Raw genomic sequence first — 13,772 nt, 5'->3', positions numbered from 1 at the left:
ACGGAGACGACGTATGAAGAAGACCATCATCGCCGGCGGACTGGCCGCCGCTTCCCTGGCCGTTCTGGTCGGCGCGGCAGCCCCGGCCCCGCAAACGGCCGCTCCGGCGACGACGGTCGCCACGACCGCGCCCGCCGCGCGTCACGCGCGCATGGAAGCGCGCCGCGCCCAACCGGTCAGCCAGGCCGAGTTCGTTCAGGCCCGCGTCAGCCGTCTGACCGCGCTCGATACGAACCACGACGGCACGGTCACGGCCGAGGAAATGCGCGCCGCCGGTCAGGCCCGCCGCGCCGAACAGGCGACGCGGCGTTTCGACCGCCTCGACGCCGACAAGAACGGCCAGATCAGCCGCGCCGAGTTCGACGCCGCCCGTCCCGGACACGGCGCCCATCGCGGCCCTCGCGGTGAGCATGGCGGCTCGCGCATGGCCCATCGCCGCGGCGGCGAAGGTCATGGCCCGGGTCAGCGCGTCGCCCAACATGGCCCCATCGTCATCGCCGACGTCCAGACCAGGCTGACCGAAGGCTTCGCCCGGCTCGACACTGACCATGATGGCGTCCTGAGCCCGGCCGAGCGTCAGGCCGGCCGCGCCGTGATGCGTGAGCGCTTCCAGGAGCGCCGCGTTAACCGACAAAACCGTGCGCCTGCCGTCACTTCGGCGTCGCCCTCGGCCCCGGCTTCGGAGTAAGACCGTGTCGGGGAAGGCCGTGATGGTTCGGTCGGCCCGCTCTGTGAGCAAGGGAGCAGGCCGGCTTGGCATCGATCGTCGACCCCGACGAGGAACTGGTTCGCCGCGTGGGTCAGGGCGACCCGGCGGCGATCCAGGCCATGGTCGCGCGCAAGCTTCCGCGCATGCTCGCCTTGGCGCAGCGGATGCTGGGCGATCCGGTCGAGGCCGAGGACGTGGCCCAGGAGGCCATGTTGCGGGCCTGGAAGCAGGCGCCGCGCTGGCGACCGGGCAAGGCCAAGTTCGACACCTGGCTGCACCGTGTGGGTCTGAACCTCTGCTACGACCGGCTGCGGCGACGGCGCGAGGTGCCGACCGAGACGCCGCCCGACCGGCCGGACGACGGTCCGGCGCCCGATCGGGGCCTTCTGGCCGCCGAGCTGGGCGTTCGGGTCGATGCGGCCCTGAGGCGACTGCCCGAGCGGCAACGCGAGGCCATCGTCTTGTGTCACTACCAGGAGCTGTCCAATATCGAGGCGGCCGACCTGATGACGATCAGCGTGGAAGCGCTGGAGAGTTTGCTGTCGCGGGGCCGAAGGGCGCTGCGGCAGGCGTTGGCGGATATGGCGCCCAATGCCGAGAGGCACACCGGTGGACGGGGGGCTGAAGGATGACGACGATGAACGCCGAAAGGCTGAAACAACTGGCCGAAGCCTACGGCGCCGACAAGCGGCGCTGGCCGGAGGCCGAGCGCAAGGCGGCGGAGACCCTGATCGCCTCTGACGGGCCGTGGGCCGAACGGATGCTGTTCGAGGCGCGTCAGACGGACGCCGCGCTCGACGCCTCGGCGCGGCCGATGGTGTCCAACGCCCTGCGCGACCGGGTCATCGCCTCGGCCATGGCCGCCGGTCTGTCGCCGCGCAAGGCGCGTCTGGTCTGGGACCGTCTGGTCATCTGGTTCGGCGCCGGCTGGGCCGCCGCGGCCTGCGCGGGCGTGATCGCCGGCGCCAGCCTGACGCCCCACCTGACCGCCGACGCCCAGGCCGACGCGGTCCTCTATCAATCCAGCCTGTCGGGCGTGGACGACACGGAGGTTCTGGGGTGAGCCTTCTGAATTCGCCGCGCGCCCTGAAGATCGCCCTGGCCGCCTCCGTCGCCCTGAACCTGTTCGCCATCGCGGGCGGGGTCACCCTGTGGGTGACCAAGACCAAGGCCGAGGACAAGATCGAGGCGGCCCAGACGCCGGGCCGTCAGAGCAGCTTCAGGGACATTCTCGCGGGGATGGAGCCCGAGACGCGCGACCGGGTGCGGTCGACCTTCCGCGCCTCGGCCATGGCGGCCCGGCCGGACTTTGAGGCCTCGCGCGCGGCGCGGCGCCAGGCGGTTGAACTGATGCGCGGCCCCAATCCCGACGCCGCCGCCGCCAATGCCCTGCTGGACCAGTCGCGCGCCGCCGAGATGCGCGGCCGGGCCCGGCTGGAGCACGACGCCACCGCTGTTCTGGCGACCCTGGATCCGGACGACCGTCAGGCCCTGGCCGTCATCCTGATGCGCCGGGTCAAGTCCGGCGGCGGCGCGCCGGATCCGCACAAGGGTGGTCCTGATGGGGGCCGTCCTGATGGTGGACGTCCGGACGGTGATCACGATCGCGGTCCCGGCGATCGCTCCGGTCCGCCGCACGAGCAGCACTAGCTTCCGGGGACGCCTCAGGCCGCCTGGGCTTGTGGCGCTTCCGTTCCGGTCTCGGCCGGGCGAACTTCCGGCAGATCGAAGCTGACCACGGTGCCGGCGCCCGGCTCGCTGTCCATGGCCATGACGCCATGGTGCATCTCGATCAGCGACTTTGTCAGAGCCAGGCCCAGGCCGGTGCCTTGCGTGGTCTTGGAGTGCTGACCCTCGACCTGTTCGAACGGGCGGGCGAGACGGCCCAGATCCTCGGCGGCGATGCCGATGCCGGTGTCGGCCACAGCCACCCTCTGGCGGCCCGCGCCATGCTGCGCCACCGAGACGGTGATCGAACCGCCCTCGGGCGTGAACTTCACGGCGTTGGAGATCAGGTTCAGCATCACCTGCTTCAGGCCGCGCTGGTCGGCGTCGATGTCGGGCAGGTCCTGGGCCTCGAGCACCAGCACCAGGCCGGAGTCCTCGGCCTTGCCGCGCATCAGGCGGATGGCGTCCTCGCAGACCTCCTTCAGCGACACCTTCTCATAGTGCAGCGTCATCTTGCCGGCCTCGATCTTGGCCATGTCGAGGATGTCGTTGATCAGGCTGAGCAGGTGCTGGCCCGAGCGCAGGATGTCGGAGGCATAGCCCTTGTATCGCGCGTCGCCGACGGGGCCGAACATCTCGCCGGCCATGATCTCCGAGAAGCCGTTGATGGCGTTCAGCGGGGTGCGGAGTTCGTGGGACATATTGGCCAGGAACTCGGACTTGGCCTGGTTGGCGGCCTCGGCCCGGGTCATGGCGATTTCGTATTTGCGGGCCAGCAGGCTGAGCTTCTCCTGGCTCGACTCCAGCTGGTCGACCATCAGGCGCAGACTGTCGGCGGCGCGCTGGGTCTCGGCTTCCTGCTTCTTGATCAGGGTCAGGTCGGTGGCGGTGACCACGGTGCCGCCGTCGGAGGTGTAGCGCTCGGCCAGCCGCAGCCAGCGGCCGTCGTGCATCTCGACCTCACGCATGCCGGCGCCGAGATCCGAGGACGGATGGTCGGCCTTGATGGCCAGGCCGGCGATACGGTTCAGCTCGTCCTTCATGGCCCCGCGACGCACGGCCTCGGGCGCAAGGCCGAAGGCGTCGGAGAAGGCCTGGTTGCACAGGATCAGCCGGCCGTGGCGGTCGAACAGGGAGAAGGCGTCCGACACGCTCTCAATGCCGTCGCGCAGGCGGCTTTCGGCCGACTGGGCCTGGGCCTTGGCGCGCCGGGCCTCGGTAATGTCCAGGGCGACGCCGAGGATGTTGATGAAGCCGCCTTCGTCGCGTTCCCCGCGCGCCTGACCCCGGGCGTCGATCCAGCGGATCGTGCTGTTGGCGCCGGTGACGGGGAAGGTGGTTTCGAAGGCGCCGAAGGTCGCGGCCTGACGCAGGGCGTGTTCGACCAGCTCGCGGTATTTGGGGTGGACCCGACCCAGCACGGTCGCGGCCGGGACAACCCCGCCCTCGGGCAGGCCCAGAAGGGTGGCCATATAGTCGGACAGAGTGACCTCTTCGGCCTCGAGATCCCATTCCCAGACGCCGCAGCGGGCGGCTTCGACGGCGACACGGAAGCGGTGCTCGGTCTCGGCCCAGTCACGGGTGGCGCGTCTTTGCCGCCAGCCCTGGGCCAACATCAGGGCTCCCACCAGAGCGCCGAGGCCGAGCGGGGCCAGGAGCACCCAGATGTCGCCGAGCAGGCCGCCGCCGGATGACACAGGCTGGGCCGCGACGGCCAGCAAGCCGGTCGTGCCGACGGGGGCGGCGACGAGGCTCAGCGGCTTGCCGCCAGCGGGCGTCGCGGTGATGGGGGCGGTCGCCGCCTTCAGGGCCGCATGGTTGAGGGCGGGAATGGCGGCGCCGGGTGTCGCAGAGGCCGCGTCGTCTTCAGGCGTCGACAGATAGAGAGCCTGGCCGCCTTCGACTTGCGACGGAGCAGGCAGGGGGATGCGAGCGACGATCCGCATCGTCCCGGCGGGTTTGCCGGTCAGGAGGGCGCGACGGTCGGCGCCGAGGCGAAGGGCTGGCGTATGGGCGCCGGACGCGAGCGGTTCGGCGAAGCTTTCGGCCTGGGCGCCGCTGGCGGCCTGGACGTCGCCGGTCGCCGAGACGATGGCGAAGGCCGTGTCGGGCGCGGCGAGGCGCGCGGCCTCGGCGGCGTCCAGCGGCCGATCGGGACGGGCGGCCAGGGCGGAGGCGCCGATGGTCAGGCCGGCGCGGGCGGCGGCGATCCGGCCGTCCATCTGCGAAGCGAACAGTTCGGCGTTCTGTTGCTGGCTGGCGATGCGCAGGGCGTCCGCCTCGCGCTCGGGCCGGGCGGTCTGGCGCGCGATCAGCAGGACATAGGCGGCGATGACAAGGGTGAGGCCCAGAAGCAGGATCCGGGTGCGGCTGGCCGCACGCCCGCCGCCCTGATCGGATGATCGGCGGCCCGGTCCCTGAATGCGGCGCTCATTGCCCCGCAAGGCGCTCTCCCGGACTTGATGCTTGCGCTAACGACCCTTGGTCTGCTTGAGCGCGGAGCGATTCGACGAAGTCTGGAATCTAGGCTGCGTCGCGGAATCCTGTCGAGCTATGGTTAATACGTAGACTCACGCCGCCTGTGCGCGAATCTTTGGCGCAACAGTTTCGGGCGGGGTGGCCAGCACATCGGTCACGCTCTTGAGGATGTCGCGGGCCTGACGCGCGAGGGCCAGGCTCTCCGGCGGGGCGTCGTCGGGGCTTTCCGCGACCGCGTCGATCAGCGACTGGGCCAGGCTCATGAGGCGCGGCGCGGCTGCGATCAGCCGGGCCTGGAACTCGATCCGATCGGGATCGCGGTCATATTCGGCGCCCGGTACGCGCCAGCCGCCCCAGTCGGCGGGATCGGTGACCACGACCGGATAGGTGCCCGGGAAGGGATGATGCGGCGTGTCCTCGGCCAGCTGCCACTTGTTGCGGGCGCGCAGCAGACGCCAGTCGCCGATGTCATCGACCGACTCGTCCTCGACGGGCAGCAGCAGCTCGTGGGCGAGGAACTCGCGGCCGAGGCCGATCTCATAGGTGACCCGAACGGGCTCGTCGAAGCCCTTGGCCCAGACGGGCTGGACCTTTTCGATGTGAGCCCATGCACCCACGCATTCGACCCAGACCTTCTGGCCCTTCTGGAATTGTGCGCGCGCCATGCCGTTTCTCCGATATCCGGCGGACATCGTGAGGCCTCACCGCTTGACGCGCGGTTTCCTAAAAGGGTGAAGAGGACGTGAAGGATCAGCCAGGCTGGGAGATGGTTTCCAGCGTCTCGCCCGCATATTTCTCCTTCACACGGGTCGAAAGGTCGCCCAGCGAGACTACACCGACCAGCCGTTCGTGTTTGTCGACCACCGGCAGACGACGGATCTTGTCACCGCCCATGGCGTCGAGCGCCGTCTTGAGGTCGGCGGTGTCCAGAGCGGTGATTACCTCGGTGGTCATGACCTCCGAAACCGGGGTCGCGGGGCCCAGCCCCTTGCCCACGGCGCGGACGGCGATGTCGCGATCGGTGACCGTCCCGACCAGCCGTTCGCCGTCGGCGACGGGAATGAAGCCGAAATCGCCCGAGGTCATGCGGGCGGCCACGTCCTGAATGGTGTCGCCGGGGCGGGCGACCTGGACGTCCTTGCTCATCACATCGCGGATCTTCATCGGGCAATTCCTTCTGCTGACCGCGACAGAACCCCGGGGATGAAGGCCGGTTCCGCTTTCGCCTTCGGCCCGCGAGCGGTAAGGGCATCCGCCCGAAGGAGACGCCTCATGCCCGCCGCCGCAGACGCCAAAGCCATCCTGACCCGCCTCGGCGTCTCAGACGCCGTCTGGAACGGCGACCTGCCGACCCGCTCGCCGATCGACGGCTCGAGCGCCGGTGCGCTCGTCCAGGCAACGCCGGATCAGGTCGAGGCCGCCGTCGCCCGCTCGGTCGAGGCCTTCAAGGCCTGGCGCCGCGTGCCCGCCCCGCGCCGGGGCGAGCTGGTCCGCCTGCTGGGCGAGGAACTGCGCGCCGCCAAGACCGATCTGGCCATGCTGGTCACGCTGGAGGCCGGCAAGATCGTGTCTGAAGGTCTCGGCGAGGCCCAGGAGATGATCGACATCTGCGACTTCGCCGTCGGCCTGTCGCGCCAGCTCTATGGCCTGACCCTGCCCAGCGAACGCCCCGGCCACCACATGCGCGAGACCTGGCAGCCGCTGGGCCCGGTCGCCGTCGTCACCGCCTTCAACTTCCCCATCGCCGTCTGGGCCTGGAACGCCGCCCTTGCCCTCGTCTGTGGCGATCCGGTGATCTGGAAGCCGTCGGAGAAAACGCCCCTGACGGCGCTCGGCGTCCAGGCGGTGTTCGAGCGCGCGGTGGCCCGATTCGGGGACGCGCCTGAGGGCCTCAGCCAACTCCTCATCGGCGGGCGTGAAATTGGCGAGGCCCTGTCGGCTGATCCGCGCGTGCCGCTCGTTTCGGCGACGGGGTCGACGCGGATGGGCAAGGCCGTCGCGCAAACCGTGGCGGGTCGTCTCGGCCGGTCTTTGCTGGAGCTCGGCGGCAACAACGCCATGATCGTCACCCCCAGCGCCGATCTGGAAATGGCCGTTCGCGCCATCGCCTTCTCGGCCGTCGGCACGGCGGGCCAGCGCTGCACCAGCCTGCGCCGCCTGATCGTGCATGAGAGTGTCGCCGAAGCCCTGACCACGCGTCTGGCCAAGGCCTATGCGACCCTGCCGGTCGGAGATCCGCGCAAGGACGGCGTCCTAGTCGGTCCCCTGATCGACGAATCGGCGGTCAAAGGCTTCCAGACGGCGCTGGCGGACGCCGTGGCCCAGGGCGGTGAAGTCCTGGTCGGCGGGACCCGCGTCGAGGACGGCGCGACCTATGTCACCCCCGCCATCGTCCGCATGCCGGCCCAGACGGCGGTGGTCGAGCATGAGACCTTCGCCCCCATCCTCTATGTCCTGACGTGGAGCGACTTCGACGAAGCTGTCGAGCTTCAGAACGCCGTGCCGCAGGGCCTGTCGTCCTGCGTCTTCACCGACAGCGTGCGCGAGGCCGAGGCCTTCCTGTCGGCCTGGGGCTCGGACTGCGGCATCGCCAACGTCAACATCGGCCCATCGGGCGCCGAGATCGGCGGAGCCTTCGGCGGCGAGAAGGAGACCGGCGGCGGCCGCGAAAGCGGCTCGGACGCCTGGAAGGCCTATATGCGCCGCCAGACCCAGACGGTGAATTTCTCAGCCGACCTGCCTCTGGCCCAGGGCGTCAGGTTCGACGTCTGATCAGGCGCCGTCGTAGGCGGCCTGAAGTTTCGCCACGTCCAGCTTGACCATCTTCAGCATGGCCACGGCCGTCCGCCCGGCGGCGGCGCGGTCGCTCGACGACTGCAGCTCGTTCAGGACGATCGGCACGATCTGCCAGCAGACGCCGAACCGGTCCCTCAACCAGCCGCACTGTTCGGGTGAGCCGCCGTCCGCCTGAAGCGCGTCCCAGTAGTGGTCGATCTCGGCCTGATCCGCGCAGTTCACGGTGAAGGAAATGGCGTGGTTGAAGTCGTCCAGCTTGCCGGCGTCCATGGCCGTGAACGACTGGCCGGCGAGGGTGAACTCCACCACCTTCACCGATCCCGGGGGGCCGCTGGGCGTCTCGACCTCCAGCGTCCAGACCCGGTCGATGCGGGAGTTGGGGAAGGCGGAGACATAGAGGTTCGCGGCCTCCTCGGCCTCCTTCACGAACCAGAAGGACGGGGCGATCTTGCTGAGCGTGGGCATTTCGGGGCTCCCTGATCTTATGCCGTACTGAAGCCCCGACGGCCGGATCGGTTCAGAACCGGCGCACCATCACCACGCCGATGAAGACCAGGGCCACACCCGCCAGACGGCCGATGCCGATCGGATGGCGCGGCACGCCCAAGGCGCCGAAATGGTCGAGGATCAGGCTGAGCAGCAGCTGGCCCGCGACCATCAGGGTGATGGTCAGGGCGGCGCCCAGACGCGGCACGCCCCAGGCGGCGGTGATCACGAAGACGCAGCCGTAGAGGCCGCCAAACCAGGCCCAGGCGGGCAGGGCCTTCGCCGCCGCGAGGTCGGGTTTGGTGTGCAGGGCCGCCGCCAGGATGCCCAGCGCCAACGTCCCGATGGCGAAAGACATAAAGGCCGCATTGACCGGCGAGGCGAGGGCGACAGCCAGCCGGGCGTTGGTCGGCGCCTGCAGGGCGGTCGCGCCCCCGGCGATGACGATGGCCAGCAGGATCATGGCGGAGTTGAAGCTCATCCTGCTGAGCTAACACGCTATTTCGAGGACGGGCAGGGGGCTTGTGCGGTGGTCTCGTCAGGAATGATCGGCGATGAAGCGGGCGCCGCGTTCCCCCTCCGGATCGTTCTCGACGCCGAAGCTGCGGTTGATGGTCATATGGGTCTCGCCGGGGGCGGCGATGACCTCGGCCTGGCCCCCGACCCGGGTCAGGGCGGCAGCAAGGGCCTGGCTCTGGGCGGCCGAATCGGCGCGACTGGCGACGTGGAAGATCAGGAAGGGCGGCAAGGCCTGACCCGACTGGATGCGCAGGGTCGGCGACAGTTCAGCGCGGGCGGGGCTGCCCTCGGGACCGAAGGCGTTGTCGTACATCTGGTCCAGCGCCCGGCCGACCACGCCGCGCCCGCGCGGGCCGGTGGCGTCGTACCCGGCGCCGTCCAGCAGGATCACCCCGCCCAGATCGGAGGGCTTCATGCCATGGGCGCCCAGATAGACGGGATCGACGCCGACCAGGGCCGCCAGATGGGCGCCCGCCGAATGGCCCAGCAGGAAGATCGGACGGCCGGGCAGGCGGCGATGCAGATCCGCGACCGCGGCCGCGACATCCTGCGCCTCTTCCCGTGCGCCGACGTCCGGGACCAGCCGGTAGCTGGTCGAAGCCAAGGTCAGGCCGTGACGCCGCGCATAGTCGGGCAGGGCGTTGACCATGGAGTTCTCGCCGCGCTTCCAGCCGCCGCCGTGGACGAACATCAGGATCGGCCCTGTGTCCGGCCCCGGATAGAGGTCGTAGCTCTGAAGCGGATCGGACCCGTAGGCATTCGCCGTCGGGGCGGCCTGCCGGGCGAGGCCAGGCGCGGCGGCTGCAAGGGCGGCTCCGGTCAGTGAAAGGGCGATCAGGCGGCGGCGGTCGAGCATCGGCATCGTCGTCTCCACGAGCCCCGAAGCTTCAACGTAACCATGCCCCGGATTCCGTCACCAGCTTTCGGGGGCCGAAACCCCGCCGAAGATTTCGGTCAGCCTCGCACGGGTCGAACGGTGAGCGTCGTCGGGCAGGGCGTCAGGGGCGAACCAACCGATCTCGGCGATCTCGCCGTGGCTGGTGCGGTCTTCCATGGTGAAGGCGTCGATGGCGAAGACCACCACGTGGTCACCGGGGAAATAGGCCTCGTTGGAATGGATCGACAGCAGGCGGGGCGGGGCGGTGGCGATCAGCCCCGCCTCCTCGCGCATCTCGCGCACCACGGCAGCTTGCGTCGTCTCGCCCTTGTCGACGCCGCCGCCGGGGAGCCACCAGCCCAGGACATAGGTGTGCTTGACCAGAAGGACCCGCCCCTCGGCGTCGATAGCGACCCCGCGCACGCCCAGGGTCATGCCGCGCGTCAGGCGCGAGAAGGCGAAGAACAGGGGGCGGGTGTAGGGCTCGACGACGGCGCGCCACGGCTTTCTGGACATCGGGCGACCTTTGCACGACCGACCCTTCGAGCCTAGCGGGCGGAGGCCATCGGCAGGGCGTTGCGAGCCAGATAGAGGAAGGCGTCGCGAATGCGGGGCAGGCGCTCGCTGATGGTTCGGCGCAGACCCAGCCGCTCGGGGTGGATACTCGGCGTCAGGTCGGCCTCGACGGGCCTGAGTGTGGTCAGCCAGTGGCGGTCGCGCTCATAGCCCAGGGCGATCAACTCCTCGGTCATGTCGCCGTGCCGGGCGATCTGGCCCTTGATCCGCTCGGGCCTCAGCCGCCAGGCGCCGAGGCTCTCGGGCGTCACGGGCCGGATCGACCGCATGGCCGGCGCCCATTCGGCGCTCGGGTCACGCACCACCTCATGATAGCGCGAGAAGGGGTGTTTCAGCCTCAGAAAGGGCATGGCCGCCATCAGCTCGGCCTGAACGACATCGGGTTCAGTGACCAGCCGGTGATAGTCCACGACGTGGAACCGCTCCTTGCCCCGCGCCCTCTCCGCCGCCCGGGCGCTGCGCCGCCAGACGCGCAGATTGGTGAAGTAGCGGCCGGGCCAGCCGCCGTGCTCGCTGGTGATCACATCGCGCGGATCGCGGGCCACATAGACGGCGTGCAGCCGGGCATCGAGGTTCAGCATGGCGGCGGTGAAGGCCACCTCGTCCGGGCATTTGGTGCAGACGATCCGGCGGTCGCGCGGCGCAGGGCGACGCAAACGCAGCTCTTCCTTCACTCCGCCGTCGATGTCGAAACAGGCCAGGAAGAGGACGTGCAACAGGGTGGTGCCGCTGCGGGGCGCGCCGGTGATGTGGATGCGGCGGCCTTCGTCGGGCGTGGGGCGGGCGGATGTCATGGGCGGGGGTCTCCATGGCGAAGCGCGACGGCCTCGGATGGAGCTTTCCTGCATGGGCGGTGAGGCCTCAGTTCGATCTTCAGATAACAGCGTTGCAACGCGCCGAAGCCGAACGGCAGCCCCTCATCTTCGCGGGGCGCCGGTCTGCGGCTTGAACCGGCGCCCCCGGCCCGGTATCACCCGATCTGAACAGGAGCATTTCCATGCTGGCTCTCGGCATCATTCTCGGCTTCGTCGTCCTGCTGGGCGTCATCAACTTCATCGAGTTCGGTCGGGTTGACTAAGGCCCGCGCCGCCCTCGTCACGGGTGGCGGCAAGCGCATCGGCCGGGCCATCTGTCTGGCGCTGGCCAAGGCCGGCCACGACGTCGCGGTCCATTATCGCAGTGATCCCGAAGAGGCCGAGGCCGTCGCCGAATCGGTGCGCGCCCTGGGTCGTCGCGCGATCATCCTGAAGGCCGATCTGACTGACGAGGATCAGGTGCGCGCCATGATCCCCGCCGCCGTCGACGCGCTCGGCCCCCTGTCCGTCCTGGTCAACAACGCCTCCGTCTTCGAGAACGACGCGGTCGGCGGCCTGTCGCGCGAGACCTGGGACAAGCACCTCGACACCAATCTGCGCGCGCCCGTGGTCTTGGCCGAAGCCTTCGCCCCACAGGCGCCGGACGGTTCGGTTATCGTCAACCTGCTCGACCAGCGGGTCCTCAAGCCCGATCCACGCTTCTTCTCCTACGCCCTGTCGCGCAACGGCCTGTGGTGGGCGACGCGCACCCTCGCCCAGGCCTTGGCCCCGCGCATCCGCGTCAATGGCGTCGGGCCGGGCCCGACCCTGCCCTCGATCCATCAGTCCGAAGCTGACTTCGCCGCCGAGGCCGCCGGCACCCTGCTGCAAAGGCCGGGCAGCCCCGAGGCCGTCGCCGCCGCCGTCGTCTGGCTGGTTGAAGCCGATATGGTCACGGGCCAGATGATCGCCGTCGACGGCGGCCAGCATCTGGCCTGGCAGACCCCCGACATCCTCGAGTCCGAGTATCCCCAATGAGTGCAGAGCTGTCTGGCGTCTCCGCTTTTCCCTCCACCGACACCATCCGGCGAGAGGGCCTGACCGTTTTCGTGCGCGGCCTGACCATCGAGGCGGGGATCGGAGTCTATGATCACGAACAGGGGCGGCTCCAGACCCTGGTCATCGACGTGACCCTGGACATGGGGCCGCACGCTGTCGAACGGCTGGCGGACACCATAAACTACGAGACCATCGCCCAGGCGGCGCGCGATATCGCCGCCGAGGGCCATATCGGTCTGGTCGAGAGCTTCGCCGAACGTTTGGCCCTGGCCTGTCTTCAGGATGGTCGGGTGCGCCGGGTCACGGTGCGGGTCGAGAAGCCGGGCGCGCTGCAGGGCGCGGTCGCCCCCGGCTGCGAACTGACCTGGGTCCGCTGAGGGCGGCGCCTTCGCCGCCAACCCCTTGAAGCGGTTGCGCTGAAGCTCGGCGAGCGCCATTGTCCGGCCGATGAGGCCCGGCTCCACCGGACCCATTGGCGTCGACGCCCGAACGGAGATTTTCGATGGCCGAACCCGGCGATCCGCATTCGCCCCAGGACGGCGCGCAGCAAGACGGGGCGCCGCAAGGCCCCGAGGACGCCGACCTGTTTCGCGACGAGCCCGCGCCTGCGCCGATCGCGACCCAGCGTCCGACCTGGGCCGCGCCGGTCCGCCCGGCGCCCGAGCCGGAAGAAGATCCGCACGCCCACGACGACCTGATCGGCTTCACCAGCCCGGCCTCGCTGGTGGGGGCCGAGCGTTCGACGCCCGAGCCTGAGCCGGAACCCGTGATCGAACCGGAAGCGGCCGCGCCGGAGCCGGACGTCAGCCCGATTCCGGATCCGGAATCCCTGATCCTGGCCCCGGGGCTCACGACGCCGAAGGCCGAGCCCAGGGTTCATGACACCATTCTGGAGCCGACCTCGTCCTGGTCGGTCGACACCCCGCTGGCGGTCGAGACGGTCGCCCCCGCGTCGCTGAGCCCGGTGTTCAGCCGCCCCGCGCCTGCGGCGCCGCCGGCGTCCGGAGCCGCGCGGACCTTCGGACGCGCCGACGCAAAAGGCGGCCGCAATGGAGGCAATGAGCCGCTCGAGGGCGCCACCGGCCTCTATACGATCTATGCCCTGATCCTGTTCGCGGTGCCGACCTTCGGCGTGGCGGCGGTCATCGGCCTGTTGATGGTCTGGATGCGGCCGAAGCCGGAACAGCCCCTGGCGCGCAGCCACTTCGAGTTCCAGACCCGCACCCTGTGGATCGCCGCCATCGCCGCCGCCGTCGGCGTTGTGCTGATTGCCGTGAACCTTGGGGTGTTCGTTCTCGTTGCCATGGCGATGTGGGTGATCGTGCGCGGCGCCTGGGGGATTCTGACCCTCGCGGCGGGCAAGCCGGTCGCGAACCCACGCACCTGGACGATCTGAACCGAAGGAACGCTACATGACCGACGCCCAACCCCGTCTGGACAGCGGCCATGAATCGGAGGGCAAGCCCGCGGCGATCATCGCCTGGGCTCTCTACATCCTGTCGATCCCCAGCGCGAACCTCCTTGTCATCGTCGGTCTGATCGTCGCCTATGCCGGGCGTGGGACCGCCACAGGCCTGGCGCGCCAGCATATCGACGCCCAGATCGCCCTGTTCTGGTCGGTCTTCTGGTGGACTGTGGCTCTTTGGATCGGGATCGCCGTCAGCATTCCGCTGCTCGTCATCGGGATCGGTATCCTGACCATGGCGGCCTGCGGCCTTGCCCTGCTCATTCTGCACATCTGGTTCACGGTGAAGGCCATTCTCGGCCTGATCAACCTGATGTCCGACAAGGCGCCTTGATCCGGGCGCTG

The 13,772-nt window shown here is 69.6% G+C and carries 17 protein-coding genes; 9 read left to right on the top strand and 8 right to left on the bottom strand.

The window, feature by feature from the left end; all coding sequences use genetic code 11:
- Positions 1-13 precede the first annotated feature (13 nt).
- The 4 genes from AC07U0_RS07800 (at position 14) to AC07U0_RS07785 (ending at position 2,359) form a co-directional block, all read left to right on the top strand.
- Entirely contained in the window at positions 14-688 is a 675-nt protein-coding gene (locus AC07U0_RS07800; RefSeq protein ID WP_494719464.1) for an EF-hand domain-containing protein, read from the top strand.
- Positions 689-753: 65 nt separating this feature from the next.
- Positions 754-1,341 (top strand): RNA polymerase sigma factor, encoded by a 588-nt coding sequence (locus AC07U0_RS07795; RefSeq protein WP_494719463.1) that lies wholly within the window; start codon positions 754-756, stop codon positions 1,339-1,341.
- Positions 1,342-1,346: 5 nt separating this feature from the next.
- Positions 1,347-1,772, top strand: coding sequence for a hypothetical protein (locus AC07U0_RS07790; protein WP_494719462.1), 426 nt, complete (start codon positions 1,347-1,349; stop codon positions 1,770-1,772).
- Entirely contained in the window at positions 1,769-2,359 is a 591-nt protein-coding gene (locus AC07U0_RS07785) for a periplasmic heavy metal sensor (RefSeq protein ID WP_494719461.1), read from the top strand. Before AC07U0_RS07790 ends, AC07U0_RS07785 begins: the two co-directional genes overlap by 4 nt.
- Before the next feature lie 14 nt (positions 2,360-2,373).
- Here AC07U0_RS07785 and AC07U0_RS07780 read toward each other — a convergent pair whose 3' ends face one another.
- The 3 genes from AC07U0_RS07780 to AC07U0_RS07770 form a co-directional block, all read right to left on the bottom strand.
- Positions 2,374-4,821: a PAS domain-containing sensor histidine kinase gene (locus AC07U0_RS07780; protein WP_494719460.1), complete on the bottom strand. Its 2,448-nt coding sequence runs from the start codon at positions 4,819-4,821 to the stop codon at positions 2,374-2,376.
- A gap of 126 nt (positions 4,822-4,947) precedes the next feature.
- Entirely contained in the window at positions 4,948-5,520 is a 573-nt protein-coding gene (locus AC07U0_RS07775; RefSeq protein ID WP_494719459.1) for a hypothetical protein, read from the bottom strand.
- Between the two features lie 85 nt (positions 5,521-5,605).
- A complete protein-coding gene (locus tag AC07U0_RS07770; protein WP_494719458.1) occupies positions 5,606-6,019 on the bottom strand; it encodes a CBS domain-containing protein in 414 nt (137 codons plus the stop codon).
- A gap of 108 nt (positions 6,020-6,127) precedes the next feature.
- Here AC07U0_RS07770 and amaB point away from each other — a divergent pair, with 108 nt between their 5' ends.
- Positions 6,128-7,627, top strand: coding sequence for an L-piperidine-6-carboxylate dehydrogenase (gene amaB, locus AC07U0_RS07765; RefSeq protein WP_494719457.1), 1,500 nt, complete (start codon positions 6,128-6,130; stop codon positions 7,625-7,627).
- On the opposite strand, the gene AC07U0_RS07760 is transcribed toward amaB, so the two are convergent.
- Genes AC07U0_RS07760 through AC07U0_RS07740 form a run of 5 tightly spaced genes read right to left on the bottom strand, consistent with a single transcriptional unit; the run spans position 7,628 to position 10,903 of the window.
- Positions 7,628-8,116: a VOC family protein gene (locus tag AC07U0_RS07760; protein ID WP_494719456.1), complete on the bottom strand. Its 489-nt coding sequence runs from the start codon at positions 8,114-8,116 to the stop codon at positions 7,628-7,630.
- A gap of 52 nt (positions 8,117-8,168) precedes the next feature.
- A complete protein-coding gene (locus AC07U0_RS07755) occupies positions 8,169-8,618 on the bottom strand; it encodes a DMT family transporter (RefSeq protein WP_494719455.1) in 450 nt (149 codons plus the stop codon).
- Positions 8,619-8,675: 57 nt separating this feature from the next.
- Positions 8,676-9,518 (bottom strand): alpha/beta hydrolase, encoded by an 843-nt coding sequence (locus AC07U0_RS07750; protein ID WP_494719454.1) that lies wholly within the window; start codon positions 9,516-9,518, stop codon positions 8,676-8,678.
- A 51-nt stretch (positions 9,519-9,569) separates the two neighbouring features.
- On the bottom strand, positions 9,570-10,049 hold the full coding sequence (locus AC07U0_RS07745) for an NUDIX domain-containing protein (protein ID WP_494719453.1): 480 nt from the start codon (positions 10,047-10,049) through the stop codon (positions 9,570-9,572).
- A 32-nt stretch (positions 10,050-10,081) separates the two neighbouring features.
- Positions 10,082-10,903 carry a sulfotransferase family protein gene (locus tag AC07U0_RS07740; RefSeq protein WP_494719452.1) on the bottom strand — a complete coding sequence of 274 codons (822 nt, stop codon included), beginning with the start codon at positions 10,901-10,903 and terminating at the stop codon, positions 10,082-10,084.
- Between the two features lie 276 nt (positions 10,904-11,179).
- On the opposite strand from AC07U0_RS07740, the gene AC07U0_RS07735 reads away from it, so the two are divergent.
- The 4 genes from AC07U0_RS07735 to AC07U0_RS07720 all read left to right on the top strand — a co-directional run bounded on the left by AC07U0_RS07735 (position 11,180) and on the right by AC07U0_RS07720 (position 13,761).
- A complete protein-coding gene (locus AC07U0_RS07735) occupies positions 11,180-11,941 on the top strand; it encodes an SDR family oxidoreductase (protein WP_494719451.1) in 762 nt (253 codons plus the stop codon).
- A complete protein-coding gene (folB, locus tag AC07U0_RS07730) occupies positions 11,938-12,339 on the top strand; it encodes a dihydroneopterin aldolase (RefSeq protein WP_494719450.1) in 402 nt (133 codons plus the stop codon). The genes AC07U0_RS07735 and folB overlap by 4 nt, the downstream gene beginning before the upstream one ends.
- A gap of 125 nt (positions 12,340-12,464) precedes the next feature.
- On the top strand, positions 12,465-13,358 hold the full coding sequence (locus AC07U0_RS07725; RefSeq protein ID WP_494719449.1) for a DUF4870 family protein: 894 nt from the start codon (positions 12,465-12,467) through the stop codon (positions 13,356-13,358).
- Between the two features lie 16 nt (positions 13,359-13,374).
- Entirely contained in the window at positions 13,375-13,761 is a 387-nt protein-coding gene (locus tag AC07U0_RS07720) for a hypothetical protein (protein ID WP_494719448.1), read from the top strand.
- Positions 13,762-13,772: the final 11 nt, after the last annotated feature.

It is taken from the genome of Brevundimonas sp. GW821-FHT02A10, assembly GCF_059422025.1.
Note: the sequence above shows the minus strand (reverse complement) of the source record. Positions and strands in the feature narration are given on the sequence as shown.